We start from the raw sequence: 26369 nt of genomic DNA, 5'->3' as shown, positions 1-26369 counted from the left end.
TTTTTAGCTGTTTTTTGTTTTGGTAACAAGGTTTGTTGCATTTCTTAGTTCGTCCCAGGTGGTATCCAATTCCTTTAGGAACAGTTTCCCAGTCTCTGTTAATGTGTAATACTTTCTTGGGGGACCTGAAGTGGATTCTTCCCAACGATAGTTGAGCAAACCTGCATTTTTTAGTCTTGTAAGCAAAGGATAAATGGTACCTTCTACTACTAGCATTTTAGCATCCTTTAAGGTGTCCAGGATTTCGGAGGTATACTTGTCGTCTCCGTTGAGAATGGAGAGTATGCAATACTCCAAAACGCCCTTGCGCATTTGTGCTTTTGTGTTTTCAATGTTCATAATTACATGATTATAATAATTTTACTGTTCGTTTTTTGATGATCGCGTTGCAGCATTTTGATTTTAATTGATGAATAAACTCTCGAATTAGTGTGATGAGTACTAATTGTGATTAAATTTTATCTAATAAATGGTATGCTAATGGGGTACTGAAAATCCAGTCCTTCACTAGTTCGAATGGTGGCCAATATGGTATAGACTATATTTACCAGGAATAGCCCCAGATGTGCGGCTCCTACTATTCCCAATGGCCAAAGCAATCTACCGGGATGAAAGGAGTGAAAATCTAAATTTATACCGTTGAATTCGTTAAAATTGGCGAAGTTAAAATCTGCCAAGTGAAAAATTTCCGGTATAATCCCTATCATAAAAGGAACAGTGAATATTCCTAAGACAATAGAATATAATAATAGACTGATTTGAAAATTTAGGGCGCGTTTGCCATTTTTGTCTACGAAGCTATGGTCTTTTTTATTGGCTGTCCAAAGGATTAATGGAAGAAGGAAATTCCCAAAAGGTATAAAATACTTGGAAAAGGTGGAGGCATGTATAATGGCCGCCAAATTTTTTTCGTGTTTGCTTAGTGTTTCGGCCATTGTTGTATGATTAGTGTCCATAATAAATACTCTGTTAGTTTTAATTTAGGTTTAGGATCTAAAGTTTGTGTTTGTATCCAAAACTCTTTTAAAGGGTTAATGGAAGTCATTTTTAAGGTTTGATCTTATTAAGCCTAATAACTTCTTATGCAAATATATATCTAAAAGAAGGTACTATGCAAAACAAAGTACTGCAATTTAACAATATATTAACAATTGTCGATTCATACATTTTATATACTTTTGATAGACATTAAACAATCGTTATGGCTTCCGATGCAAGTAAAATTAACATGTTCAGCTTTTTCAAGCTCCCTGCTGTATGGTGGACAGGAGTGCGTTTAAGATATATTGATGACAATAAGGCCATAGTAACCGTAAGGCACCGGTGGATCAATCAAAATCCGTTCAAATCCTTGTTTTGGGCCGTTCAGGGGATGGCCGCTGAGCTTACCACAGGTGCTATGGTCATGAATCAGATTAGAAAGAGCGGAAAGAATATTTCTATGCTAGTGGCCAATAACAATGCTAATTTTTCAAAAAAAGCGACAGGTAAAATTACCTTTACCTGTGAGGAGGGTCATCTTATAGCGGATGCCATAAAAAAAACCATTGAAACGGGCGAGGGTCAGACCATATGGATGAAATCGGTGGGTGTAAACGAGGAAGGTATTGTAGTTTCCACCTTCAATTTTGAATGGACCCTTAAGGTTAAGGCTTCATGATTTAATGTGCTAACTTACCAATGAATCCATATACTAATGAATCAATATACTAATGAATCAATGAACTAATGGATCAATTTGCCAATTAGGTTTTTTGCCAATATACCTTTGGAACGTTGTAACAAAATGATGGTTTTTGGTACTTATGGTCTGAAAATAAATCAAAATATTAAAGTTATAGTATGAACGCACACGAAATAGACTATGTAATTTACGGGGAGGAAATGCAATATGTGGAAATAGAATTGGATCCACAAGAAGCTGTTGTAGCCGAAGCAGGAAGTTTTATGATGATGGATTCCGATATTAAAATGGATACCATTTTTGGTGATGGTTCCAATCAGGATACGGGAGTCCTTGGAAAATTATTCTCGGCAGGAAAACGATTGCTAACGGGCGAAAGTCTCTTTATGACGGCATTTTTAAACATAGGATATGGTAAAAAGCAGGTAAGCTTTGCCTCGCCATACCCTGGAAAGATTATTCCGATAGACCTTAGTGAGTTTCAGGGGAAATTTATTTGTCAGAAGGATGCTTTTTTATGTGCGGCAAAAGGCGTTTCCGTGGGAATTGAATTTTCCAAGAGATTGGGCAGAGGACTATTTGGAGGTGAAGGATTTATTATGCAAAAATTGGAGGGAGACGGAATGGCCTTTGTGCATGCGGGCGGAACTACGGCGAAAAAGGTACTAGGTCCCGGTGAAACCTTAAAAGTGGATACAGGCTGTATCATAGGATTTACCAAGGATGTGGACTATGATATTGAATTTATAGGGGGAATCAAAAACACCATTTTTGGGGGAGAAGGGCTTTTTTATGCCACCCTTCGTGGTCCCGGTACCGCATATATTCAGTCACTACCCTTTAGTAGATTGGCGGGTAGGGTATTGGCATCCATTCCAAGAGGAGGAAAGGACAGGGGTGAAGGAAGTATTTTAGGCGGTTTGGGCGACCTATTGGACGGGGATAACCGATTTTAGTGTAACCAAGAACTCTTAATATTTACTTTTGATCACCTAAACCCACTAATGAATTTTAATTCCCTTTTTCAATTTCTAACCGAGCTTAACCAAAACAATTCCAAGGAATGGATGGATGGAAACCGAAAATGGTACAAGGAGGTAAGGGATGATTATATAGCATGGTTGGATGAATTGGACCTGGCACTTGGGGCTGTAGACAACGAATATTACAGTACACCGGGGAAGATAGGAATAAATAGAATTAATAATAATCTGATGTTCCACCCCAATAAACCCATTTATAAGGACCATTTTGGGGCAGGTTTGGACAAGGCACCCAATACGGCCGATTTTTATATTGAGATAGGCCTTGGCCAATCCATGTTGGCGGGCGGATTTTGGAGACCAGATCCCAAAACCTTGCGCAGTATACGCGAATCCATTGATTACGACGGAGAAGAGTTTAAAAAGATTCTGAATAAAAAATCCTTTAAGCACACTTTTGGGGAATTGGTTGTGGATGGGACACTAAAGAATGCTCCCAAAGGATTTTCTAAAGATCATCCACATGTGGAATTGTTACGGCATAAAACCTTCGCCGTTATGCATCCCCTTGCACATAAGGAAATATTAAAAGACGATTTTAAGGAGAAAATACTCTCAGTTTATATGGAAATGCTCCCCTTTAGGAGGTATTTGAATAAGGCCGTTACGGTTTAAGGAAGGGTTATATCTTACCTCAAGTAAAAATAACTTCTATTGGCGCCATCAATCTTAATTTTTTACCGTTCCCAAGGGTCTAAAAATCCCTAGATTTGTATGAAAACATGAACTTCCCATATATGAACAATAAAAAAGTAAGAAACATAAAAAAAGAGTTGTTGTCCGATAACTGGTATAAACTTGAAAAGTTAACCTTTGAATATCAGAGGGATGACGGTAGCTGGGAAACCCAATCCCGAGAGGCCTATGATCGGGGAAACGGTGCTGCCATTTTACTGTACAACAAAAAGAACAAAACGGTTATACTTACCCGACAGTTTCGGATGCCTACCTATATAAATGGCAATGACTCCGGGATGATGATCGAGGTTTGCGCTGGACTCCTGGATGGAGACCATCCTGAAGATTGCATAAAAAAAGAAACCGAGGAAGAGACCGGTTATAAATTGGAAAAAGTAGAGAAAGTTTTTGAGTCCTATATGTCGCCAGGCTCCGTAACCGAGATCCTTTATTTCTTTATTGGGTCATATGAAGAAAAAATGAAGATAGGCGAGGGGGGAGGTGCCGAGGAGGAGACAGAAAATATTGAAGTTTTGGAGTTGGACTTTGAAAAAGCTATGGAAATGATACATACTGGTGAAATAAAGGATGCCAAGACCATTATGTTACTGCAATACGCTAAAATTAATGGGTTATTTTCCATCAACTAAAACGACCAACCCATTATGGAAACTATTCATAGAATTGGCTTCGGTGGAGGCTGCCATTGGTGTACCGAAGCCGTCTATAACTCTTTAAAGGGAATAATAAGTGTGGAACAGGGTTTTGTAGCTTCCGAGGGGGAGGAGTCTTCTTTTTCCGAAGCTGTAATTGTTCGTTATGACCCTATTAACATAAGTCTGGAAGATCTAATTTTGATACACCTTTATACCCATAAATCGACCTCCAATCATAGCATGCGGAAAAAATATCGCTCTGCCATTTATACTTTTGAAACTGTGGATGATGAAAGGTGCGCCTTGGCACTACAAAAATTTCAGGAGATTTTTGAAAGTCCTTTGATAACTAAAGTCCTACCGTTCAAAGAATTTAGAATTTCCGATAAGGCATTTCAAAATTATTACTTCAAAAATCCATACAAGCCTTTTTGCACAACACATATTGCCCCCAAGCTTAAGTTGTTATTGTTGAAATTTGCGGACCAGGTAGATCATGTTAAGGTCTTGGATCAATAATTGTCCCTGATCAATTCAAAAATAGATTCCATGTGCTGTTTTACTTCACTATTGCTTTTGGTAAAATGGTTGTTCATAAAACTAAATATTAAAGTTTTTCCAGACCGCGTTATTAGATATCCACTAAGGCAGTAATTATTGCCAAGTGATCCGGTTTTGGCGTATATATAGGGGCGGTCATCACCATTAAACCTTCCCTTTAAAGTCCCGCTGAGACCTCCAACCGGGAAAAAGTTGAACAAGCGTTCCCTTGGTATTTCCCGGTACATTTCTTTTAATACATAGACCATAGTACCAGGGGTAAACAAATTGTAGCGGGAAAGTCCGGAACCGTCAACCCATCTTGGTGGTTGCTGAAGTTCCTGTAGATAATTATCCAATATATGGTTTCTGGCCTTAGCACTGTTCAGGGTATCCGAAAGGGTAGAGGAGCTTAAAATTAATAATTGTTCCGCGAGAAAATTATCACTCACTTCCATCATTCTTTTATATAGGGAATCTGAAGAAACACTGTACAATATTTGCTTTTCCGCATTCGGCATCTTCTGTACAATAGTTACCTTTTTATGGAGGGCTTCTTCCAATAGGCTTTTTGTCAGGGTGCTGTCTATCATAAAAGGACTCTCCAAAGTATCCCTTTTCTGAGGGTCATAATAAAAGGTGTTGCTGTACAATTCCCTATTTACCCCATAACTAATCGGCACTACTTGGTTTTTAAAATGGGTAGGGCTAACTATCAAACTATCATTATTGGTAATGGTTACAACATTTCCGTATAAAGGAATACCATTTCTTTCAGGACTAAAATACAGGTCATAATCCTCCCACGCCCAACCAGGACCATACCTACTTTCCTCAAAATTATTTATATAAATGGATACGTTCTTGTAGTTCTGGGCAAATTTTATTGCGGTACTGTCACGAAAATAAGGATGCAATAAAGTCGGGTCGCCAGTACCTTCCATAAACAGAGTATCATTTTTAACAATATATTTTAGGGAAGGGATCTTTTCTGGCAGGGTTTTAAGGGAAGTATACAAGGTAATTATCTTGGTATTGCTTGCCGGAGTAAAATATTTTTGGCTATTATGGCTATACACGGTATCCTTTTTTACAGGATCATAAATTAATATACCCTGAAAGTAATTATTGGTTGTTGGAGAGCTTATCTGTTGATCTATTTTCTTATTTAGTTTACTGTTATTCAGAGTTTTGCATCCTATTAGACTTATTGCTGTCCCAACTAAAATCAGTTGTCCAAGAGTCCTTTTTTTAATCAAAAAAAGTTGTTGAAAATGTACGTTCATCGACTTTAACATCATTTTATCTATTATTTAACTGAAAGACGGCAATAATATATACCTTTTATTGGTTATCTTAGTCCAAGCAACCTAAAATTATTTTGAAATATGGCAAGAGCTATGTTAGAGTACACCAAAACCGTACTGCAAAAGGTTAGTTTTGATACAAAGTTATTTTGCAAAGAACTAGAAAAGGCAGTGACTAGACTATTACCATTTGAAATAGAAGAATTAAAACTCTGGTTAAAACAATTTATTAATGACAAACCAGAACTACAACAAAGCCTTCTTTATTTGAAAGCATAGATATAAGCCACCTTTATATACAAGGTGGTTTTTTTTGCTTATTTGTATTTGGGGAACTTTGTGTTAAAACTGCTTTTACTTTAAGGACAACTTTTTAGGTTAATTCAACCGTATATAATGGCGGACCCCCAATATTATATATTATGAAGCAATTTACCTGCCTTTGTTTCCTATTCCTTCTAAGTTGTGGAAAGGATGAGGATACTTTACCCTTAATTACCAATGAACTTTTAGGAAAATGGCAATTGGAAGCCACCAAAATCAGCCCTGGCGATATTGTTGAAAATTGGACCACCGTAATGAACGGACCAATATTTGAATTTAAGGCCAATGGTTCCTATACCCACAATGAAAAGGCTTGTGGTGGGATTGTAAACGGAATTTACAGTACAAATGAAAGTGTACTGACTTTACGATATCATTGTGAAAATAATGCCATAGAGACCCATTTTAATATGACTTTTTCTGAAGGGCAACTTATTCTATCCAATGTTGGCTGTATAGAGGAGTGTTCCTATAAATATCGAAAAATGGAATAATTATTTGTTCAACGGACTAATAATTTTTACATCCTGAAAAGCAATGGCGCCTCTGACCACACTGGCAATAACGTCATATAATGCCTCTGTAATTTGTATTTTGAGCTCGCTTTTGTGGTAAATAAGACTTACTTCCCGTGCAGGAGACGGATTTTTAAAGAATTTAAGGTTCTGTTTCTTTTTATCATCCAGTTCAATAGTGTTCAGGAAAGGTAGGAGGGTCATACCCAATCCTTCATTGGACAGGTTGATCAATGTTTCAAAGCTACCGCTCTGTAGTTGAAAGTGCTCTTCCTGATAGTTTTTTGAGGCGTTGCACAAGTTTATTACGCCATCCCTAAAACAATGTCCGTCCCGTAATAGCAGCACATCCGAAATTTCCAAATCTTCGGGAACCAATTCAGATGTTTGTCCTAGTCTATGATTGGGAGGTACATACCCCACAAATGGTTCGTAATATAGCGGACGTTCCTTAATAAATTCTATTTCCAATGGCGTTGCGGCAATAGCGGCGTCTATATGCCCGTCTTGCAGATTACGGATCAGATTTTCCGTGTTTTGCTCCTTAATGATCAGGTTTACCTTTGGGTATTTTTTTATGAAGGTCCTTAGGAACATGGGTAATAAGGTGGGCATAATGGTAGGGATAATGCCTAGAGTAAACTCACCGCCTATAAACCCCTTTTCCTGATCCACTATATCCTTAATGCGGTTGGCCTCATTGACAATATTTTTTGCCTGGGCCACTATTTTGGCTCCCACTTCTGTTATGGTAATGGGCTTTTTGCCTCTGTCGAAAATTAATATGTCCAGTTCGTCTTCCAATTTTTGGACCTGCATACTCAAAGTAGGTTGGGTAACAAAGCTCTTTTCGGCCGCTAAGGTAAAATTTTGGTACTCGGCAACGGCTAGTACATATTGCAATTGTGTAATGGTCATGAAGTATTATTTAAAGTCATAAAATTAGGAAAACTATAAACAAAACCTAAGCAGATCTACCCTTACTTGTAAAATCTTTTTACCGGCCCATTATTCCGGATTGTGAATGTAGGGTCTGTAACTTTATATCGTTGGCTTTCAATCTATAATAATGTTCTCGGCTTCAATTTTTTTGTTGTTGATAAAATCGTAAAGTGTGAGTTTTCTCAAGGTATAGTAATCCGTCCAAAAATTTTGCAAGGAATTGAGGTATTCCAGTTCTGCCTTGTCTTTTTCCTGCTGCGCCAGATTTAGGTCCGTAATAGTGATTTTTCCCAGTATATATCTTTCTTTAGTAATTTGATAGCGCTTTATGGCAATCTCTTTTGCTTTTTCCGAAGTGGCCAGAAAATCCCTCTTGCTGGACCAGTTTAATATGTGCAGATAAATTTCCTGTTCAAAGGCTTGTTGTTCTTGCTCAATATTTGTTTCCACCAGACCAAGATCGGCCTCGCCCATTTTTCTTTTGGATTTGGATACGCCCCAATCAAAAATTGGTATGCCCAGGGATACGGATACATTTTGTTGTCTATCAAAATCTTGGAACAGATCGTCATATTCATCTGCTCGTTTGTTTAGTCCAAAATTGGCATTCACATTAATTTCCAATCTATTGGTTCCCTTTATTTGGGCCAGGTTTCTTTCTGCTTCCAAACGTCTCCGTCTAAACTCTATTACGGATTTGCGGTTAGTGGTAGCCTCATCCAGGGCGGTTTCTACGCTAACCTCGAAGTCTACCAATTTCTCCGGTATAAAAAGTTCTATATCCTCTGTCTCCAGTTCCAGATAGCGTGCCAAATTTTGGGAAGTTCTTTTAAGGGAGATGGTATTGGTAGTAACTTCATTTTGTGAATTTAGATGTCCCAGTTCCATTTGCAGCAATTCGTTCTCCGCTATTTTTCCAATTTCAAACCTTCCCTTGGCAATCTGCAATAAGGTATCTTGTGTAGCCAAATTATTTTGGGAATTTCTTAATCTCATTTGCGCGGTTAAAAGGCTAAAATAACGCTGGCAACTGCTTAAGGAAATATCTTCCATTCGTTCTATGAATTCACGTTTTGATTCCTCAAATTTTAATGGTTCTATTTGCCTGTCCCATTTGTACGGATTGAAGAACAGGGAATTCTGATAGTAGTTTATGGAGAATGGTGTTAGTGAGTAATTACTGGATTCAATGTCGCCATAACGATCCACTCGTTGTAATCGGGAAATTAGGGAAAAGTCGCCACCTGTAAACGGTACTTGCTGGGTAATTGCAAGTTGCCCATCAATTCTAGACTGATTTTGATTTACGAAAATATCCTGGCCCTCGTCGTTGGTAATCCTTTGAATGGAATTGGAGTAATCCGGAACTGTGGCAATTAACCTAAATTGGGGCAAAAATTCGGCCATATAGGTCCTGTATCTCCAATAGCTGGCTTGGGATTGGTTAAGGACAGCTTGGTATTCCGGGGAGTTTTTCTTCGCCATTTCTATGGCCTCGCTTAGTGTTAGCTTTTTGGACTGGCCCAGGACAAAAAGATTTGAACATAGGAATAACAACAAAATACATTTTTTCATTTTGGACTATTTTGATTGATAATATGGGGGAGGGCAATTGTTATAGGTGCTATTTTAAAAACATTTCTATTCACGTCTTATGGCTTCAATTGGATTTTTGTTGGCGGCAGATTTGGCCGGTAGTACTCCAAATGCAAGCCCTATAAAAGTGGCTACAAAAAACGATAGAATTATGGAGTTTAAGGAGAGGATGGTTTCTATGCCCGTTGCCATTTCCAATCCGTAGGATGCAACAACTCCCAAGACTATACCTATGATACCTCCTCCCAGACTTATAAGGACGGACTCGGACAAAAACTGCAAAATAACATCTTGTTTGGTGGCGCCAATGGCTCTCATGATACCTATTTCCTTGGTGCGTTCCAAAACGGAGGCCAACATAATATTCATGATGCCGATCCCCCCTATAAGAAGGGATATCCCTGCAATAACACTAAGTACAATATTGAATATCTGTTTCGTTTTTTGCTGCTGTTTTAGCAATTGTATAGGAATGGTTATTTCAAAATCCAACACATCATTGTGTTTTCGTTTAAGAAGTTTGCTCAATACTTCTGCGGTTGATTTTAGCTCATTGGAATTGTTTACCTGGACCGTTAATTTATCCAATTGATGGTAATTGCCCCTAGGTATTCTCTTTTTGGGCCCATTATTGGCACCACCAATAATGATCATACCTCCTCCGCTAAAATCGAGAGGTTCGTCCGAAATGATCTTTCTGTCCTTGTATCTGACCAAAAAGGTCTTTACGGGAACATATATATCTTGATTCAAATCCCTAATACCAAGGTTTTCCTGAGCTTTTTCCGAAATAAGTTTTTCCTCTATAATTCCAATTACCTTGAGCCAAACGTCCTTTACCTTAATTTGTTTGCCAATGGCGCTTTCACCTGGAAACAATTTCTTTTCCACTTTCTCACCAATAATACAGACCGAAGCGGCATTTGTAATATGTTCTTCGGAGAAATTACTGCCTTTACCAATATGTATATTGGAAGTCTCAAAAAAGGAATTGGTAACCCCTATTAACTTCACCGAATTTTGCCTTCCTTTATTGATCACATAAGTTTCTAGGATAATTTCCGGACTAATAGCCTTAATAGTGGGAATATTATTGGTTATACTAGCTACATCCAAGAGATCCAATCCCTTTGAAAATCGGGTAGTTTCCTGTGCACCTTCCTCTTCTTCACTGGTGTTTTCATCTTCCTCGTCGGGTATGGGTGTGACGACAATATTGTTAACCCCTACCAACTCCAGTTGCGCCAATATTTCCTTTTCGGCTCCATTCCCTATAGACAGCATGGTTATTACGGCAGCAACGCCAAATATGATTCCCAATGCCGTTAGAAAAGTTCTAACCTTGTTGATTGTCACTACGCGTATAGCTTCCCTGAAATTGGAGACAATCTGTTCTAAAAGTATTTTGTCTATCATGAATCTAGTTTATAGACAGAATATCTTTTTCTTCCAGTCCATCGGGTTTACTCAGATAAACAACATCATTCTCATTTAAACCTTTTTTAATAATTACTACATCCAGGTTGGATTCGCCCATCTCAATTTCTTTTTTATCAATGGATAGGCCGGATTTGGCGTAGACAAAACTTATGGAATCTTGGGAGAATATAGCTTCCAAGGGCACCATGAGGACCTCCTCTTCCTTATGGATAAGTATTCTGTTGGAGGTGGTCATTCCAGGCCTAACATTTTCATTGTTTTCATCAAAGTTTACCAGTACCTGAAATAGTTTAATATCGGACCCTCTTTTTTCTTCCCCTACATTGGCTACGTTGGTGATGGTTCCTTTTACGGTTACATCTGGAAATGCGTCAAAACCAATAATAACCGGAAGGTCTTTTTTTATTTTTCTAATGTCTACCTCATTGGCATAGGTCTTGGATTCCATTTTGGTTAAGTCGGGCAAGGTTGCAATTGCGGGGTCCCACATACTAATCGATGACCCCACTTTTCTTTTGGAGCCATCCCAGTTTTTGGCGTAAGTTACCATGCCATTGGCGTCTGAATGGATGGTGAAGGATTTTTGAAGATTTCTTAGTTCCTCCAACATTTTGCTAATTTTGGACACTTCGGTACCTACCTCCACCATCTTGGCCATGGCTTTTTGTTCCTTAATTTTATAATCCTCGGTCTTTTCTTTTAGATCGCGCTCCAGACGCTCAATATTTATCTCCAACTTTTTAATTGTGGCGGGAGGTTCATAGATGGACTGTTTGAGTTCCAACTTATTTTCTTGGATATCAAATAATAGATCCTTTATGGCAGTCCGTTCCTGTTTTAAGGTGAGGGTAGTGTCCAGCTGTTCTTGGGTGTATTTGGATTGTGCTGTTTCCAGGTTTAATTGTGCGTCCAAAATCTGCTCGTTCACCTCCGAAGGATCCAATCGCCCTACATAGTCGCCTTCCTTAACCAGGGAACCTTCAGGAATAAGATCTTGGATTTTTACATCGCGTAATTTAAATTTTCGGATGTCATCGGGACCGTTAATTTTTTTTAGACTGGTGGATTGGGCTTCTCCCGAAATAATTACTTCATTTACAAAATCGCCCTTTACCACTTTGGTGGTTATGGCTACATCTTCATCGGCGGTGTTGCCGAACAAGGTGTAACCCACAAGAATGAGAACAATGGGGATGCCAAATAGGAGTAGTTTTTTTTTATTCATTACTAGGTGGTTTAGTTAACGGGGGAGTAAATCAAATTTAAGCTAGTACCTCAATATTCAACAGAATATTTTGTTATTGTTTTCTTAATAAATCATAAAGAATTTTATAAAAGGGTTGTTTTTTGGATATTATTTAAAAATTTATGTTAAATTATTAATATTATTATCAAGAATCATACCATTGATACACCTTACTTTTTTTCAATCGTATTATACTATACATTCATAAAATCTATCAATATGGTAATGTTTTATAATGGTTAAGATTACCGTAATTTAGAGGTATAACTAAAAAGACACATTATGCAATTAAACAGTATAGGTTTGGATGTTACCAAATCAAAATCGTTAAGTAAGGATTTGAATCTATTATTGGCAAATTTTCAACGCTACTATCAAAATCTCAGAGGAATTCATTGGAATATAAAAGGGAAAAGATTTTTTGACCTTCATGTGAAATTTGAGGAATTATATACCGATGCCAATTTAAAGGTAGATGAAATAGCGGAGCGGATCTTAACCTTGGGTGGAGTACCTTTACACACTTTTGAAGATTATATAGAGAATGCTAAGGTGCCAGTTGGTAAAAATATTACCAAGGATGAAGACGCTATTCGTTTAATAGTAGAGTCGCTTAGCCGGTTGTTGGTAATAGAAAGGGCTATTTTGGACGCTTCGGACGAAGCCTCTGATGAGGGTACCAATGCAATGATGAGCGAGTTCATTACCGAACAGGAAAAAACCGTCTGGATGATGAAGGCTTGGTTGGCCGAGGAAATTTAACCCAAAGAAATCGAACTTTTGTAACCACCAATAGTCTGTAGATGGATTATTAGGTTATAGGTCATCCTTGATAGGGACAGTGTTTTGGAAATCAAATACCAAAATAATCCCTATTCTGGATGATTTTTTGTTTAGATTGGTTTAGTCCAAAAAGTCTCTATCAAAGGAAAAGGGATAGTCCAGTGAGGTATCTACGGTTATTTTTACGGCCGAGTCCCCTCCGTCTATTTGTAGCCTGGTAATGTTTTGTTCTGGCCAGGGTTTATTTTTGATCCAAAAATGCCCATCTCCCTGAACCAGTAGAATGGGTTTCCCAAATGATAGGGCCGCAGCGCGAAACAAATCCGTAAAGGTTTCAAATTTATCAGGACCTGCTTCCACTATGTTGGCATGGCCAAAAACTACAGTGGCCTCTACCTTGTTTACTTGTTCTTCCAAAAGCCTTTTAATCCATTGGCCATTTTGGGTCAATCTGTTTTGCCATTCCACAGGGTCATGAACTTGACTTCCTACGAGATTAACTCCTATAAATAGTACATTCCTCTCTGTCCAACTAAAGTTTTCTGTACGCTCGGTTTGATAGATGACAGTAGGTTCAAACGTCCAATTTTCATTGAAATGAAGGAAGTATTTGTTCCAGTATTCCAATCCTTGCTGAGGATCAGTGCAGTCATTATATTCATTGTCTCCCAAAACGACAAAGGTCGGCGCTTCGAAGGTCTTTAATATGCCCGAAACATCTTGGTAGACCGTTTCATCACATTCAGCGGCACCTGGCTTTATGTCCCCGACATGGATAACAAATTCTGAAGGATCAATGGCATTGTGCCTTGATATAATATTGATCAAGCCATCGCGCTGTTCGTTGTTGTAAGGTACGTCCCCAATAGCCGTAAATGAGATAGAAGTAAATTCTTCCGATGGTACATCATCCATATGGGAGTCCGCACCGTTGCTATCCCGGCAGGAAAAAAATAATAAAACAGTTAGTATTAAAATCCAATAATATACTTCGGACTTTAAAGTTGTTAAAGAGGTATAGATGTAAGGCATAATATGGTTTAACCGTAAACAATTATATATTAAATATAAATTAAATACGGTGTTAAATTCCCTATTTCTGCATTTTTAAATAGTAATCCGCGGAATGTTTTCCAGACCCATAGAACATAAAGAATATACACGCCAATAAGATAATGGAAGCTAGAACTAGATTTCTGCTATTCATTTCCCCCAAAAAATTCACCATTACTGCGCCAATAAGGATTGGTAATTGTGCTATTACTGCCCAGCGGGTCAATAAGCCTATTACCAATAAAAAGCCACCTACAAAATGTGCCGGCGCAACATAGTGCATAATCAACATACCTCCCGGAATATCTTGGAAGGGCTTAATGATTTCTGCCATTTGTTGATGATTGGACATAAAATCCACTCCTTTCAAAAAAAGAAATACTCCCAATGCAACTCTTAACAAATCCAAGGGATAATAAGTATGTGCATTGGCCCATTTGTTTAAAGATTTAATTGTTGCCATAATTGTTGTATTAAATGTTACCTATTCTAAGATACTCATTTTTAGTGAAATGAGAAAGAATTCAAGGTTTCAATTTAAGCACTGTGACAGCTATTGGCAGCGTTAGGGCAAACAATTTTGGTTCCATTTTGGAGCGTGATGTCTGTATGACTTATTGTAAAAAGTGTGGTCGGTTTTTCTATACCAATACATTTTCAAAATCGGAATCGGAACAAAAAATGGCCGATATTCTGGAATCATTTACAATTTTGACCATGTCATCAATGGTCACCCCAGGCTCTATATTAAAAATATTGACATCCGCATTTTTTTCCTTGGCTACGTTTTCGAGTAGATTTCCCTCGTGTATTTTGATAGTGGTTCGTTTTGGGAAGCGTACCATTGTCTTTAAGTCTTCAATATCATTCTCACCAAATATCAAATTAGGATTATTATTTAATATATGCACATCAATATTGCCTTTCCAGTTACGGCATATGAGAAGGGAGGTTAAGGCAGATAGGTTGTTGTTATTTACATTAAAGGTTTCCTTCCAGTCCGCCGGAATATTGGTCATCCACAAATTGATACTTTTTTCAATGGCCAGACTCGCCGTGGCAAAAGGAATGTAAATCATCATCCCAAAATTATTCTTTTTTGTATCGGCTATTAGTTTGTTGTAATAGGACAAATTGGAATTGGCGGTATCTATACTTATGAAAATGATGTTGGGTTTAAAGAATGCAGCATTTAAGGATTGCATACTTACATTTACCGTAGTATTGAAATCTGTGTTATCTATTACGGAATAGGAAACGGACAGATCACTCTCCTTAAATTTCTTTACAGCGTTTATAAGAAAATTTTCCATGTTTTTCTGTTCTGTCTCATTTTCATTTCTAAGGGCCAATATCTTTACGGAGCCTTTGGGGTAAATAATGGAATGGATTAGCTTAAAGGAACTTCTTAGTTCTTTGGGCATGGTGACCGGAATCAACAAATCGGGCCGCCATGATCTTACTTCCCGTTCCTGCCTTAGGTTATTTGTCTTTTTGGTAGCCCATTCTGCCAAGGCTGTAAACAGACCGCTCCTGGAGTCCCCTGCTGCAGATTTAATGTTCATTTTAACCAGATAGAGATAGAATATCACTATAAAAATCAAGGAAAATAAGGCTACTATGACGTTTAATACAAACATAATGGCAATAGATCCGAAGGCCCCGATTGCTGGAATAATTATCGGAATTTTTAGGGTAGGCCTGTAACTGGGCAATCCCAAAGTCTGTTCTACCAGTGCCACTATGTTTACCATGGCATAGGTAATCATGAAGAACATGGTAAGCAATGGGGCAATGGTATTTAAATTTCGAAGCGAGATACCAAATAGTACCAAACCTGCAGTAATCAACATGGCATTTACAGGCTCTCCTTTTTTCGACTTTTTGGCGAGTTCCTTGCTTTTTGGAAGTATGTTTTTTTCTCCCAAGGCCAATAATATCCTTGGAGCGCCTACAAACGAGCCCAAGGCAGAGGACAGGGTAGCACCCAAAAGTCCTGCTAGGACAATGGGACCAAAAAGGGCCTTGTCTATAAAAACATTATAATTTTTGGCCAATTCATCTGGGGAAGCGATTACAGCTGCAACAAAAATTAAGCTGATATATATTAAAGTGGTAATTATTACGGAGGATATGGTTCCTACAGTAATACTTTTTCTTGGATTGGTAAGATCGCCAGACATGTTTGCCCCCGCCATAACCCCGGTAACCGCAGGGAAAAAGACAGCAAATACCATCCAAAAGGAAGAACCGCTAAAATCATTTTCTACAGACCCAGGATATTGTCCTATCCATTCAATATTAAAGTTCAATTCATTTACAAATAGGGCACCGTATATCGAAGCTAGGGATAAAACAATGATGCCCAATATTACGAATTGAATTTTAAAGGCGAAACTGGTACTGATAAAGGCAATACCCATTACCACGGCAAAAATGGCCAAATCCAGTATTAATGGATTAATGTCCGGGGTTAATGTTTGTAAACCTTCCCTGAAACCAAAAATATACATGGCAACAGCTATGGATTGGGCAAAATAAAAGGGAATTCCTATAGCTCCTCCAATTTCCAGTCCCAAGGACTGTGAAATTAAACTAAAGGCACCACCACTGCCTATTCTAATGTTGGTGGTAATGGAAGATAGACTAAGAGCCGTCGTTAAGGTGATGGCGACGGATAATAGAACTATGCCCAAGGCTCCCAAAACCCCTGCATTGCCAACTACCCAAGGTTGACGTATATACATAATAACACCCAATATGGTTAGGGTGGTAGGTGTAAAGACTCCAGCAAAGGTCCCAAACGTTTTCTTGGCCATACCTATTTTCTATTAAAAGGGCTGAAATGAACGGACTTAACACCTTAAAGATCAGAGCAATTTAGAACATGCCATTTGCACTTTAGGGAAATGAATAAAATTATTGGCAGTTTATGATTGCGCGATCTCTTAAAGCGATTACCTACCTATAAGATATTCATTTATTTTTGATTTAGCACAAATTCGGTCGTCTGGTTTTAACATTTGTGATGCGCTGTAATTTTTTATGGGTATGCCATAAAGTGCTGGTTTGTTATCTACAAATGTTAAGGTTGGATTTTAAGATAACCTTAGAACAGTATGCCTGTGGGTCTTCTTTAAAGTTTGGACACATCGATTTTAAAGAGATCGGCAGCATTCTTCCATAGGATTAGCTCCTTTTTTTCTTCGGGAAGTTCCAATTGTTCCATAAAGTTGAGATAGGAGTGCATATTGGAAATGGGCCAGTCGGTCCCATATAATAGGTACTGCGGATTTCCGGCATAGGTAATCATTTCCTCCAATTCATTTTTCATAAATCTTTCAAACTTATAGGAGAAATTGCCCAGTACCAGGCCAGATACATCGCTGTAGACATTTTTGTTTTTGTACACTACTTCCATGCAGTCCTTGATCCAAGGATTGCCTACATGGCAGATGACGATTTTAAGATCGGGAAAATCTACGGCTACATCATCTATGTGGATAGGATGGGAGTATTTGATCCTTCCCGTAGGCGAATAGGTGTCCCCGGAATGAAACATCACGGGAATGTCGTATTCCACCGCCATATCATAGACCACCTGTAGCCTTTTGTCATTGGGGTAAAAGGGCTCATAGCCTGGGTAAAGTTTTAGGCCTTTAATTAGGCCCTCATCCAGAAATTCACTTATTTCCCTTAAGTCCCTGTGCGTGTAATTTAAATAGCTGATGCCCGCAACCACACCAAGATTGTCCCGTCCACTAATAGCTTCCACTACCTTCTTGGTACTGGGTCTATGTTCGTTTACCTTATAGGAAGAAAGCACCAAAGAATAATCTACCTTATTTTCCTGCATGGTTTCGGTTAGTAGGTTTAGGCATTCTTCCAAGGAGACTACCCTGTCTTCATGGTAGTTGTTGATATGAGTGTGTACGTCTATGATCATAAATTTGTTTTAATATGTCTTTAGGGATATTTATTATTTTTTTCAAAGGGTTTAATAGGTGTCAGGTTGTTTTTTGGAATTCAAAAAAGATGATATACTAGGACCTTTTTTTATTTGTCCGACTTCTTATATCCATTTTTTTTCTGATTCTTTTTGGTTTCGCAAATTGTAATTACCATGGCAAGAATCAGCAGTATCAATGATATAATTCGGCTCCAAAAGCCAAAGTCCATTTTGCCCCAAGAGTTGATGAAATTCACAATGATCAGTGTGGTACTGGCAACAATTAAAAGCAGGGGATAGTTTATTTTTCGCATTGGCTTATCATATTTTCTGGGTTTTTGGATTATTAAGGCCAACGACCTTTATACCTTCATTGTTGAACTCCACATGGTACTGTTTACCTTTCTCCTGCAATGCTAGTTGAAAGTTGGATGCAAAGGCTTTATCGTTGGTAGGGTACCATTTTTTATGGTCCCTGTCAATGCAGATGAACAAACCGGTTTCATCGCCAATGGCACAAAAATTTTCAAACCCTCCGTCATAGATCTCAATTTCCATAACATCACTTAAGATACTAAATACATTTTCAATATCCCTTGTAGGCACTCCAATTTCGGATATTTCCAGAAATTGCTCCGGTCCAAATTTTTTATCGGAATCATTTTTTAGGTTTATACGAGCTATGAATTCTACAATATTTAGATCCAGATCATAGAAGTAGATGGCTTTGGCATTCCAAGACCTAAAATCGATAATCTCATCTTGGCCGTCCTTCAATATAGAACATCTGGACTTAAGCCAATTCAATGCTTCTACCGCTTTGTTGGCTGGGATATTGATAGCGAAATGGTATGGGGTGGCTGTTTTTTTAAATTCAAAATGGAGTAAGGTATTGCCAACCTGAACAGAAATACTTTTCGGAGATTTCTTCACTATTTTCAATCCCAAAACTTGAGAGTAAAACTCGGATTGGCCTTCTATGTTGGAAGTATATAAGGTAAGTTCTTGGATCTTCATTATTTAGTAATCTTAGCCAGCAAAATAATTTGCTTATAAATCAAATCTGTGCTTTGTCTAAGATAGCAAATCTTGAACATTCATCCAGTAATAGAGACCATAGAAAATAGGGAGCTCTAATTACAAACACTGCAATTGGAATCCCCAACGAGCTTGCCATCTTTGTTTATTTCAAATTTACAGCAAGTATTAAAATTATGGATAAGAAGTGATTTGGCCCGTCTAATTCTTGCTTTAACGTTGGCCAGGCTAATGTTCAGCACCTCTGCCACTTGGATTTGGGTCATGCCCTGTAAGTACACCAATTCCACCACTTCCTTATACGGCTCGGGCAAATTGGTTACAAAACGATCAAAACAACAGAAACCCTGATAGCTATCGTTATTGGGTGAAAATTCATGATTAGCCAGGGGTATAGTAGTAGAAGCTAAGTTATAGTGATTGGCTATTTCATTCCTAACAATAGCAAACACCCAAGCCCTAACTTTGGCAATATCTTTAAGGGAGGCAATATTTTGATGGATCTTTAGGAAGACATTCTGGATTATTTCCCTTGTAGCTTCTTCATCCTTCACTTTTTTTAAAATAAAAAAGTAGATTTCAGTATGGTGCTTTTTCCAAATGTATGCCGTTTCAATCTTCATACATATAATATACAAGGTTGGCCTTAAAAGACCAACCTTTTTTTAACAACATTCACATTTAGTGCAATCGCATTTGCTGCATGGACAGTTTTTTTCCAAACAGTTTACACACGTACATTTGGTACATTCGCATTGGGTACATTTACAATTATTCATTGTTAAAAGATTTTATGTTTATTAAGTAGACCAAATCTTGCCCAAAAGGATACAAAAAAATGTATGTTTTTTGCACATTATTTCAATATGTGGAAAAAATGCTGGTTTATAAAGCTTAAAAAATATATTCTTTACAGGAATGTTCTCTAGAAATTTATTCTATCTGTGGGGCACTTTCTTTGGTAATACGGCCATAAATAGTAACAACAAGAGTCAGAATATTTTCTGTATCAATCTCTTTGGTTGCAAGGTAACACTGGTGATTACCTCAAAATCTATTATGCCCAAAACCAATTCTTCCTGGGTAAGTACCTCCACTTTCCACAAGCCTTCAACTAAATTGTTCTTATAGGTATAACCGCGGTAACCGCCATCCCTGCCACCAGTAATGTCATAGCCAATATCCTCAATAATTTCCCATTCCTGAGTTGCATCATTATACCATTTCCAGCGATGGAATACCGATTTCTTTAAACTGGTCGGGGCAAATATGGACGAAAAAACATATACATCTTCATTGGGCTTCTGAATAAATTTTAGTCTGTGCTTTCTCCAAAATACGTACCATTCATCGGTTTCATAGGTAACAAGGTAGTTGTTGTTTTCTACCTTGACCTGGTGCGCAACAATACCGTTGCTCAAGGCAAGGGGTACGGGTGGGATAAGCCTGAAAAAATAGAATAAGTTGATAATTAGGTAAATGGAAATCACTATTCCCATGAGTTTGCCCAAATGTATTTCGGACCTTGTGCTGGGACTTGCACGATAAATAATAGCAATTAGTGCCAAGGTGCTAATTAAACTAATTAGACCCGAGAGTATAAAAATATCGGGGCTCATTTCCTTGATCAACACGGGAATCATAAAGGTGAAAAAGGTAAAACTGATAAAGAAATATACGCTGAACTGTAAGTACTTATTGGATATTCTTTTTTTTAAAATTTCATTGGCAAATAATAAGACGAGAAGAATGATCAGGAAGAAAACAGTTTTGGACATGGATACGCTACGTGAGTAATAGATCACGTAGGCACTGGAAAGTCCGCCGAAGAAAAATTGTATGGCCAATGGATAATATTCCCTAAACCTTTCTAGTAACGTGTTGTTCCATTTGCCATCATCCGCTAGGTTATAAAGGTAAAGTGTAATGGTTAAGGAGGTCATGTGCAGGCACAGTACGCTAAGGTCATATAGCCTATCTATGCGTCCTAAGGTAAGGGTGTCAAAAATAAACCCGCCGATGAAAAATAGGATGGGAACATATTTCTCATGTTTTCTTATAAATCCCCGTAACCGGCTATTCCTGAACTGGACCAAACTTCTTTTCATCGCATTGTAAAGCACATAAATTTATAGCATTAAAAGCCATTGCAATGACCCGTATCAACAAGTTTTTGCTTCTACTACTTGAAATATTAAGGTAAAATAATTTTTAAGATTTAATTACGGGTGCCTTATTTTCCACCGTACAACTTATAAACTTCAGAACCGGCGCTAAGAAAGGCTCCTGTGCCATATACTTCCGTTTTGTCCGCCCAGGCCTTTCCAGGTGCAGCTCCAATAGGCTGAACATATCCCAACATTCCTTCACTGGTAACATGGCCCAACAAAGTGTTCCATCCTTTTTGTACAGCAGGGGTATAGGTGGTCTTATCCAATATTCCTTGGTTTAAGCCCCAAGCCAAACCGTAAACATAAAAAGCGGTTCCACTGGTTTCTGGAGTGGGATAATATTTCTGCCCCAATAGACTCATGGCCCAGTGCCCTTCGGGAGTTTGGATATTTAGTAATTTGGCAGCCATTTTTTTGTATATATTCAGGAAATATTTGTACTCCTTGCTTTTTGGATCCAATTCGTTCATGACATTAACGAGTCCGGCAAATACCCAGCCGTTGCCCCTTGCCCAAAATATTTTGGTACCGTTGTCCAATTTGCCCATATAACTCTCGTCCCTATAGTATAGGTTTTCCTTTTTATCGAACAGGAAATCGGTAGTGGCCTTAAATTCGGTCATCATGAAATCGAGGTATTTTTTTTCACCGGTAACATTGTACAGCTTTGCCCAGACCGGAGGAGACATAAAAAGGGCATCGCACCAATTCCAACGATCCTGATGATAGGGAGTCTTCCAATGTAGAGAGCTTAATGAAGGATGGTACATGATAAAATTAAACTGCTCCTTGGTAGGTTCTATCATTTCCTTGTCCTGATACTTCCTGTAAAGATCAATATATAGCTGGCCAACAGTATGATCATCGGCATGGTATTTTCTACGGTGCAATTGCCATTCATGTTTTTGTCCAATATCTTTAAGCCACTCATAATATTTGTCGGTTTCCGCCATGGCGGCCCATTTTATCATTCCTACATACAAGGCACCATTGGTCCAGTCCAATGGATGATGTGGCTTATCATGTCCGCTGTAAAGCCCTTGGTAATTGTCTATCTGCCAATTGGCCACTTTCTCCATGACTTTTTTAACTTCGGTCGGCTTTATATCCTGGGCTCGTGTAAGGGAGGAAAATACAAATATTAAAAGTGATGTAAAAATGGCTGTTCTTTTCATTATTTGGATAAATTTATAAAGTTGATTAATTGTTAAAACAATAAAAGGTCTCCGATTTATCATTTCCAAATGCTTTTGATAATTCGGAAAACCTATTGCCCATGGTTACAGTTATCAATAATAATAAATATTCGGTTAAATTTTTTTAATTACATGAATATTATTGCATTATTGTGACAATAATGCAATATTGATAAAAATAGAATCCGGACATTCACATGTGGAATAGTGGGGAAGGGGGCACGTTATTTGAAGGTCTTGGATAAGTTGGTTAAAACGAGCATAGCCTTTTCCGAATCTTTTGTATCTACAAAAATATGGTCGTGATAATATCCGGCTATAACATTACAGCTTATATTGTTTTTTGCCAAGGCATTTGAAAACACGGCGGTAAGGCCTACGGCCTCCAATGAGGAATGAATTTTTAAGGTAATCCATGCGGCTACATATTCATAGGGAAGCTTTAATTGGTCTGCTTTGTTCTTTTCGATTACTATTGTAGTCCCTTCATTTTCCTTGAATTCACAGATGGAATCCTTTCTTTCAATAAAATCCAAGTTTTGTACCGTAGAAAATACGTATTCCCCTTGATTCAACACAGGGGACATTTCATTTATTAGTTTGTATAAGTTGGTTTCTCCACTCATATAATCCAATTGAATGTGATAATTGATGTAGTTTATACATTGATCTTATGTGCCATTTTTTGTCCGGTCAGCGCCAATTCCGTAGCAAGGAAACAATGGTTTTGGGACATGGCGGTTTCCGTACGATGTACCACATCGTTTACCAACTGTTCGCCATAGGGCATATAGATATTGGAACAGTCGTAATATTTTGTTTCCTTTTGATTCACTAAAAATAGGTGATTACCTCCCTGGCGACCTGCAATGTCTATATATTTTCTCATTTCAATATAGCCTTCAGTTCCCAGGATGAAGGTACGCCCGTCTCCCCAAGTACCTAGTCCCTCTGGTGTAAACCAGTCGATTCTAATGTAGCCGGTAGCATGGGGACTTCTTACGCTCATATCCCCGAAATCCTGATATTCGGGATTGTGGGTATTATTAAAATTCCCTATTTGGGAAAAATTTACATCTGCCTGTTTAGAGTTGGTATAAAATAGAAATTGGTCACACTGGTGCGAGCCTATGTCGCACAGAATGCCGCCTGCCATGTTGGGGTCGAAAAACCAGTCGGGACGGGATTCAGGACGCATTCGGTGCGGTCCCAGTCCTATAGTTTGCACCACTTTACCAATGGCTCCGGCGCTCACCAATTCTCCAGCTTTTACGGAGGCCGGATTACCTAAACGTTCACTATACATTATGGAATAAATGCGTTTCGTTTCCTTTTGTACTTTTTTTACCTCGTTAAATTGTTCCAAAGTAAGTATGCCGGGCTTGTCTGCCATAAAATCTTTTCCGGACTTCATAACACGAATTCCAATTGGCGCCCTTTCTACAGGAATGGCGGCGCTGGCCACTAGCTGAATGGAATTGTCCTCAATAATTTCATTTTCGCTTTTTGCGATTTTCACCTTAGGGTAGCGTTTGGTGAACTGCTGCAACAGTTCGGGCTCTCTGGCATAAACGGCCACCAAACTTCCGCCACCAGTAAGTAAGGCGTCTACCATGCCATAAATATGGCCATGGTTTAATCCAATTACAGAAAATTTAATGGATTCTTTAATGCTGGAAGGATTATTGGTTGGCAATATGATTTCTTCCGGTCTCGAGGTGTTATGTAAGTTGTGGCCAAATATGTGGTTCGGGATCATGGCAGTGGCAGCTATTCCCGCTACCGAAGCAAGGGATTGACCAAGAAATTTACGTCTGTTGGATGGCATCTGTTATGGTTTTAGTGTTGAGTAAGATAGCAATAATCTTTAGTTAATCCGAGTAAGCGGGAGTTCTAAAATCTACTAAAATGTCCTCTTTTTAATATATAGGAGATTATTTATAATAGTTAAACCCATTGTTTTAGGAAGCTGTCTTCTTCATAAAATGCTTACGATAATATTTGCAACTAGATTCTTAATTTTCCTCGGAATCCCCTGGCAGCATAATAGGAATCGGCTCCATTGTGATAAACAAATACATGGCCATACCTATAATCGGCAAAGAGTGCTCCTCCAAGTTGTCTAATATCGGCAGGCGTATGTATCCAGCTAGAGGTTTTTGTATCAAATTTCCCAAGTTTTTGTAGCTTTCTATAGTCTTCCTCGGTCATTATTTGGACTCCCATAGCTAAAGCCATGTCACAGGCATTTTCTTCGGGCTTGAATTTTTTTCTGGATTCTTGCGCCTCTTGATCATAGCAGGCACTTCTTCTTCCTACTGGACTTTCAGCTGAGCAATCAAAAAAAACGTAATCACCACTTGCTTCATCAAAATCCACTACATCTGGTTCACCACCGGTTTTTTCCATTTCGTTAAGTGCCCAAAGTTTAGCTGGGTTGTCAATGAGTTTATTTTCTATGGCCTTCCAATCAAGGCTTTTATGCCGATGCAGGTTTTTGTGAAAACGGACTTTTAAAACTTCCAGGAAAGTGGTCTGTTCTTTTGTGGTTAATTTCTTTTTTATCATGAATGGACAAAGTTTTAAGGGCCATTGGCTATAAGCGACGGTGAACTCCTTCTTAAGGTGGAATAAAAATAACGCATTTTCATCATTGTAAGGATATCTTGGACAGCTTAGGATTAAAACTATTTTCCGTAACCTCCCTGAGCATACGAGGCCACAATACTACTGTTCGGAGTTTTGCAGTTAGTGGGAAAGTCAAAGAAATAAATACATTTGGGTAGCCCTTTCTCAAAGTCGATTTGCACCCAGCCTTGACTACCACTACCAAAACCTGAATAACTATAATTGGCCTTGATCGACTTAGGTCTTCCTTCACTGTCCTTGGACAGTATGGAAACAGCCGAAATACTTCCTGGAGTATAGCGATTGAACGACCAGGTTTTCGATTGATTGGCTACCAGGTCATCTATCAACTTATTGTAATTTTGGGCTCCCGCAGGTCCTCCAGTTTTTTTCATGGCAGCGTATTTGCTGCTACCGTCCATACGAATGGAAGGTTTGTTCAGGGCAAACAATTTAAGGTTCTCTTCAAACCTTCGAACTCCTGGACTATTACAGTTGTTGATCTCAAAAATTTGTAGCATATCATTTTGAAGACCCTTGGCCTGATGCATTAAATCAACGGAATTGCCCATAGCATTTGGGTCCAAGATCATCTCCATTGTGGTACGTACAGCGTCGGCTCTTTGGATATTTTCAACCTCAATTTTTGCATTATAAAGATCGGGACGTGCGTAAATGCCGGTACCTACCCATTCATATTCAACACAAACCCTGCTAAGCACATCTCCATATATATTTTTGGAAACCTCTTCTACAGCACAGACCTGTTCCATAATCTCTACCTTGTTATCTGGCAGGTAACTTGGACATTGCCTTCCAAAGGCTCTGAGGTATTGTTCAAAAATCATAAGGAATCGCATGTCCTCACGTTTTAATTCAATATTTTCAAAATGGCCTCTAAATATATAATCGAAGAACTCGGCATTGTACATCCCATCGGTATTGAATACCAATGATTGCGGTTGGCTGCCTTCCTTTTCAGAAGGGTCTATTGAGTGGTTAAAGGAAGAAAAAATAACAAGAAGGGCACCAAGGAATAAAATCCGCATAAGGTAATTATCTTTACACATGTGATATTTTTATTGTTTATAGACGTAAGGTCTGGATTATATGACTGATTACTTGATAAATATACTAATTATCATAATTTCGGAAAATCTTATATGCTATGGTTTTTAATGGATTTATTTTTTAGACCGTTTAGGTGTTCCAAGTAAAAGACCATAGTTTTTTGTAACGATTACGGACTTCAGGCTTTTGGGAGAAGCACCTAATTATTGGCGCCTTTTAAAATCGTTATTTGGAAATGAGGTACTTAGATAGAATATACTTCCTTTTAATTGAAATATCTTCTGATATCGACTTCCATCCAAATCTTAAATAGAAATTAATTATAACAATATTTTGTTTGAAATACTTTAGGGTAAAGTCAAAATCGGCATTTTCAATGATTTTGTTCAAAAGCATTGTCCCAAAGGTATAGTGGTGATATAGTGCGGAGATTTACAGGTGGTGAAGGAAGCTGTCCCGCAGCCAATTTGTTCAAAATTTGCTAGCAATTAGGTATTAATTGCACACGG

General features: G+C 38.2%; 28 protein-coding genes. 8 read left to right on the top strand and 20 right to left on the bottom strand.

What is annotated here, in order from left to right; genetic code table 11:
• Positions 1-3: 3 nt before the first annotated feature.
• Positions 4-339, bottom strand: coding sequence for a PadR family transcriptional regulator (locus B9Y87_RS05065; RefSeq protein ID WP_085496845.1), 336 nt, complete (start codon positions 337-339; stop codon positions 4-6).
• A 119-nt stretch (positions 340-458) separates the two neighbouring features.
• Positions 459-935: a DUF4870 domain-containing protein gene (locus B9Y87_RS05060; protein WP_085496844.1), complete on the bottom strand. Its 477-nt coding sequence runs from the start codon at positions 933-935 to the stop codon at positions 459-461.
• A 266-nt stretch (positions 936-1201) separates the two neighbouring features.
• Between B9Y87_RS05060 and B9Y87_RS05055 the strand changes: the two genes are divergently transcribed.
• From B9Y87_RS05055 to B9Y87_RS05035, 5 genes are all read left to right on the top strand, one after another.
• Entirely contained in the window at positions 1202-1660 is a 459-nt protein-coding gene (locus tag B9Y87_RS05055) for a DUF4442 domain-containing protein (protein ID WP_085496842.1), read from the top strand.
• 182 nt (positions 1661-1842) lie between these two features.
• A complete protein-coding gene (locus tag B9Y87_RS05050; protein ID WP_085496840.1) occupies positions 1843-2640 on the top strand; it encodes a TIGR00266 family protein in 798 nt (265 codons plus the stop codon).
• 48 nt (positions 2641-2688) lie between these two features.
• Positions 2689-3342 carry a DUF2461 domain-containing protein gene (locus B9Y87_RS05045; protein WP_085496838.1) on the top strand — a complete coding sequence of 218 codons (654 nt, stop codon included), beginning with the start codon at positions 2689-2691 and terminating at the stop codon, positions 3340-3342.
• 122 nt (positions 3343-3464) lie between these two features.
• Positions 3465-4055, top strand: a complete 591-nt coding sequence (gene nudK, locus B9Y87_RS05040) for a GDP-mannose pyrophosphatase NudK (protein ID WP_085496837.1) — start codon at positions 3465-3467, stop codon at positions 4053-4055.
• A gap of 15 nt (positions 4056-4070) precedes the next feature.
• Positions 4071-4580, top strand: coding sequence for a peptide-methionine (S)-S-oxide reductase (locus tag B9Y87_RS05035; RefSeq protein WP_085496835.1), 510 nt, complete (start codon positions 4071-4073; stop codon positions 4578-4580).
• On the opposite strand, the gene B9Y87_RS05030 is transcribed toward B9Y87_RS05035, so the two are convergent.
• Positions 4574-5902 carry a D-alanyl-D-alanine carboxypeptidase/D-alanyl-D-alanine-endopeptidase gene (locus tag B9Y87_RS05030; protein WP_245808650.1) on the bottom strand — a complete coding sequence of 443 codons (1329 nt, stop codon included), beginning with the start codon at positions 5900-5902 and terminating at the stop codon, positions 4574-4576. The two genes, B9Y87_RS05035 and B9Y87_RS05030, sit on opposite strands and share 7 nt — an antisense overlap.
• A gap of 87 nt (positions 5903-5989) precedes the next feature.
• Between B9Y87_RS05030 and B9Y87_RS05025 the strand changes: the two genes are divergently transcribed.
• Positions 5990-6187, top strand: a complete 198-nt coding sequence (locus tag B9Y87_RS05025; protein ID WP_031443636.1) for a hypothetical protein — start codon at positions 5990-5992, stop codon at positions 6185-6187.
• Positions 6188-6330: 143 nt separating this feature from the next.
• A complete protein-coding gene (locus B9Y87_RS05020) occupies positions 6331-6726 on the top strand; it encodes a lipocalin family protein (protein WP_085496833.1) in 396 nt (131 codons plus the stop codon).
• Here B9Y87_RS05020 and B9Y87_RS05015 read toward each other — a convergent pair whose 3' ends face one another.
• The 4 genes from B9Y87_RS05015 to B9Y87_RS05000 form a co-directional block, all read right to left on the bottom strand.
• Complete coding sequence (locus B9Y87_RS05015) at positions 6727-7665, bottom strand: LysR substrate-binding domain-containing protein (protein WP_072861823.1); 939 nt, start codon at positions 7663-7665, stop codon at positions 6727-6729.
• Between the two features lie 138 nt (positions 7666-7803).
• A complete protein-coding gene (locus B9Y87_RS05010) occupies positions 7804-9264 on the bottom strand; it encodes a TolC family protein (RefSeq protein ID WP_085496831.1) in 1461 nt (486 codons plus the stop codon).
• 66 nt (positions 9265-9330) lie between these two features.
• A complete protein-coding gene (locus B9Y87_RS05005; protein ID WP_085496829.1) occupies positions 9331-10701 on the bottom strand; it encodes an ABC transporter permease in 1371 nt (456 codons plus the stop codon).
• Positions 10702-10705: 4 nt separating this feature from the next.
• Positions 10706-11950, bottom strand: coding sequence for an efflux RND transporter periplasmic adaptor subunit (locus tag B9Y87_RS05000; RefSeq protein ID WP_085496827.1), 1245 nt, complete (start codon positions 11948-11950; stop codon positions 10706-10708).
• Between the two features lie 303 nt (positions 11951-12253).
• Between B9Y87_RS05000 and B9Y87_RS04995 the strand changes: the two genes are divergently transcribed.
• On the top strand, positions 12254-12733 hold the full coding sequence (locus B9Y87_RS04995) for a Dps family protein (RefSeq protein WP_085496825.1): 480 nt from the start codon (positions 12254-12256) through the stop codon (positions 12731-12733).
• 141 nt (positions 12734-12874) lie between these two features.
• On the opposite strand, the gene B9Y87_RS04990 is transcribed toward B9Y87_RS04995, so the two are convergent.
• The 13 genes from B9Y87_RS04990 to B9Y87_RS04930 form a co-directional block, all read right to left on the bottom strand.
• Positions 12875-13786 (bottom strand): metallophosphoesterase, encoded by a 912-nt coding sequence (locus B9Y87_RS04990; RefSeq protein ID WP_085496823.1) that lies wholly within the window; start codon positions 13784-13786, stop codon positions 12875-12877.
• Positions 13787-13847: 61 nt separating this feature from the next.
• On the bottom strand, positions 13848-14270 hold the full coding sequence (locus tag B9Y87_RS04985) for a DoxX family protein (protein ID WP_085496822.1): 423 nt from the start codon (positions 14268-14270) through the stop codon (positions 13848-13850).
• 178 nt (positions 14271-14448) lie between these two features.
• Complete coding sequence (locus B9Y87_RS04980) at positions 14449-16626, bottom strand: amino acid permease (protein WP_085496820.1); 2178 nt, start codon at positions 16624-16626, stop codon at positions 14449-14451.
• Positions 16627-16943: 317 nt separating this feature from the next.
• Positions 16944-17753 (bottom strand): amidohydrolase family protein, encoded by an 810-nt coding sequence (locus B9Y87_RS04975; RefSeq protein ID WP_085496818.1) that lies wholly within the window; start codon positions 17751-17753, stop codon positions 16944-16946.
• A gap of 110 nt (positions 17754-17863) precedes the next feature.
• Entirely contained in the window at positions 17864-18070 is a 207-nt protein-coding gene (locus B9Y87_RS04970; protein ID WP_085496816.1) for a hypothetical protein, read from the bottom strand.
• A gap of 7 nt (positions 18071-18077) precedes the next feature.
• Positions 18078-18773, bottom strand: coding sequence for a VOC family protein (locus B9Y87_RS04965; RefSeq protein WP_085496814.1), 696 nt, complete (start codon positions 18771-18773; stop codon positions 18078-18080).
• Positions 18774-18889: 116 nt separating this feature from the next.
• Entirely contained in the window at positions 18890-19417 is a 528-nt protein-coding gene (locus B9Y87_RS04960; RefSeq protein ID WP_317045112.1) for a sigma-70 family RNA polymerase sigma factor, read from the bottom strand.
• A gap of 369 nt (positions 19418-19786) precedes the next feature.
• On the bottom strand, positions 19787-20902 hold the full coding sequence (locus tag B9Y87_RS04955) for a DUF2914 domain-containing protein (RefSeq protein ID WP_085496813.1): 1116 nt from the start codon (positions 20900-20902) through the stop codon (positions 19787-19789).
• Between the two features lie 125 nt (positions 20903-21027).
• Positions 21028-22140 carry a glycoside hydrolase family 88/105 protein gene (locus B9Y87_RS04950; protein ID WP_085497521.1) on the bottom strand — a complete coding sequence of 371 codons (1113 nt, stop codon included), beginning with the start codon at positions 22138-22140 and terminating at the stop codon, positions 21028-21030.
• Between the two features lie 245 nt (positions 22141-22385).
• Entirely contained in the window at positions 22386-22787 is a 402-nt protein-coding gene (locus B9Y87_RS04945; protein WP_085496811.1) for an ACT domain-containing protein, read from the bottom strand.
• A 32-nt stretch (positions 22788-22819) separates the two neighbouring features.
• The gene (locus B9Y87_RS04940) at positions 22820-23989 is read right to left on the bottom strand and encodes a Gfo/Idh/MocA family protein (protein WP_085496809.1); all 1170 of its coding nucleotides are present in this window, start codon (positions 23987-23989) and stop codon (positions 22820-22822) included.
• Positions 23990-24168: 179 nt separating this feature from the next.
• Positions 24169-24729, bottom strand: coding sequence for a DUF4256 domain-containing protein (locus tag B9Y87_RS04935; protein ID WP_085496807.1), 561 nt, complete (start codon positions 24727-24729; stop codon positions 24169-24171).
• Between the two features lie 119 nt (positions 24730-24848).
• On the bottom strand, positions 24849-25838 hold the full coding sequence (locus B9Y87_RS04930; RefSeq protein WP_139827166.1) for a hypothetical protein: 990 nt from the start codon (positions 25836-25838) through the stop codon (positions 24849-24851).
• Positions 25839-26369: the final 531 nt, after the last annotated feature.

Origin of the sequence: Arenibacter troitsensis, from assembly GCF_900177645.1 — a bacterium.
Taxonomy (GTDB): Bacteria; Bacteroidota; Bacteroidia; order Flavobacteriales; family Flavobacteriaceae; genus Arenibacter; species Arenibacter troitsensis.
This window is presented reverse-complemented; position numbering and strand designations above follow the sequence as displayed.

Excerpts from the sequence above, each read along its gene's own strand:
- B9Y87_RS05010 (WP_085496831.1), bottom strand. The coding sequence starts at position 9,264 with ATGAAAAAATGTATTTTGTTGTTATTCCTATGTTCAAATCTTTTTGTC.
- B9Y87_RS05035 (WP_085496835.1), top strand. The coding sequence starts at position 4,071 with ATGGAAACTATTCATAGAATTGGCTTCGGTGGAGGCTGCCATTGGTGT.
- B9Y87_RS04935 (WP_085496807.1), bottom strand. The coding sequence starts at position 24,729 with ATGATAAAAAAGAAATTAACCACAAAAGAACAGACCACTTTCCTGGAA.
- B9Y87_RS05050 (WP_085496840.1), top strand. The coding sequence starts at position 1,843 with ATGAACGCACACGAAATAGACTATGTAATTTACGGGGAGGAAATGCAA.
- B9Y87_RS05000 (WP_085496827.1), bottom strand. The coding sequence starts at position 11,950 with ATGAATAAAAAAAAACTACTCCTATTTGGCATCCCCATTGTTCTCATT.
- B9Y87_RS04960 (WP_317045112.1), bottom strand. The coding sequence starts at position 19,417 with ATGAAGATTGAAACGGCATACATTTGGAAAAAGCACCATACTGAAATC.
- B9Y87_RS04955 (WP_085496813.1), bottom strand. The coding sequence starts at position 20,902 with ATGAAAAGAAGTTTGGTCCAGTTCAGGAATAGCCGGTTACGGGGATTT.
- B9Y87_RS04985 (WP_085496822.1), bottom strand. The coding sequence starts at position 14,270 with ATGGCAACAATTAAATCTTTAAACAAATGGGCCAATGCACATACTTAT.
- B9Y87_RS05065 (WP_085496845.1), bottom strand. The coding sequence starts at position 339 with ATGAACATTGAAAACACAAAAGCACAAATGCGCAAGGGCGTTTTGGAG.
- B9Y87_RS04980 (WP_085496820.1), bottom strand. The coding sequence starts at position 16,626 with ATGGCCAAGAAAACGTTTGGGACCTTTGCTGGAGTCTTTACACCTACC.
- B9Y87_RS04930 (WP_139827166.1), bottom strand. The coding sequence starts at position 25,838 with ATGCGGATTTTATTCCTTGGTGCCCTTCTTGTTATTTTTTCTTCCTTT.
- B9Y87_RS05015 (WP_072861823.1), bottom strand. The coding sequence starts at position 7,665 with ATGACCATTACACAATTGCAATATGTACTAGCCGTTGCCGAGTACCAA.
- B9Y87_RS04965 (WP_085496814.1), bottom strand. The coding sequence starts at position 18,773 with ATGAAGATCCAAGAACTTACCTTATATACTTCCAACATAGAAGGCCAA.
- B9Y87_RS05020 (WP_085496833.1), top strand. The coding sequence starts at position 6,331 with ATGAAGCAATTTACCTGCCTTTGTTTCCTATTCCTTCTAAGTTGTGGA.
- B9Y87_RS05025 (WP_031443636.1), top strand. The coding sequence starts at position 5,990 with ATGGCAAGAGCTATGTTAGAGTACACCAAAACCGTACTGCAAAAGGTT.
- B9Y87_RS05055 (WP_085496842.1), top strand. The coding sequence starts at position 1,202 with ATGGCTTCCGATGCAAGTAAAATTAACATGTTCAGCTTTTTCAAGCTC.
- nudK (WP_085496837.1), top strand. The coding sequence starts at position 3,465 with ATGAACAATAAAAAAGTAAGAAACATAAAAAAAGAGTTGTTGTCCGAT.
- B9Y87_RS04970 (WP_085496816.1), bottom strand. The coding sequence starts at position 18,070 with ATGCGAAAAATAAACTATCCCCTGCTTTTAATTGTTGCCAGTACCACA.
- B9Y87_RS04990 (WP_085496823.1), bottom strand. The coding sequence starts at position 13,786 with ATGCCTTACATCTATACCTCTTTAACAACTTTAAAGTCCGAAGTATAT.
- B9Y87_RS05030 (WP_245808650.1), bottom strand. The coding sequence starts at position 5,902 with ATGATGTTAAAGTCGATGAACGTACATTTTCAACAACTTTTTTTGATT.
- B9Y87_RS04945 (WP_085496811.1), bottom strand. The coding sequence starts at position 22,787 with ATGAGTGGAGAAACCAACTTATACAAACTAATAAATGAAATGTCCCCT.
- B9Y87_RS04940 (WP_085496809.1), bottom strand. The coding sequence starts at position 23,989 with ATGCCATCCAACAGACGTAAATTTCTTGGTCAATCCCTTGCTTCGGTA.
- B9Y87_RS04995 (WP_085496825.1), top strand. The coding sequence starts at position 12,254 with ATGCAATTAAACAGTATAGGTTTGGATGTTACCAAATCAAAATCGTTA.
- B9Y87_RS04950 (WP_085497521.1), bottom strand. The coding sequence starts at position 22,140 with ATGAAAAGAACAGCCATTTTTACATCACTTTTAATATTTGTATTTTCC.
- B9Y87_RS05005 (WP_085496829.1), bottom strand. The coding sequence starts at position 10,701 with ATGATAGACAAAATACTTTTAGAACAGATTGTCTCCAATTTCAGGGAA.
- B9Y87_RS05060 (WP_085496844.1), bottom strand. The coding sequence starts at position 935 with ATGGCCGAAACACTAAGCAAACACGAAAAAAATTTGGCGGCCATTATA.
- B9Y87_RS05045 (WP_085496838.1), top strand. The coding sequence starts at position 2,689 with ATGAATTTTAATTCCCTTTTTCAATTTCTAACCGAGCTTAACCAAAAC.
- B9Y87_RS04975 (WP_085496818.1), bottom strand. The coding sequence starts at position 17,753 with ATGATCATAGACGTACACACTCATATCAACAACTACCATGAAGACAGG.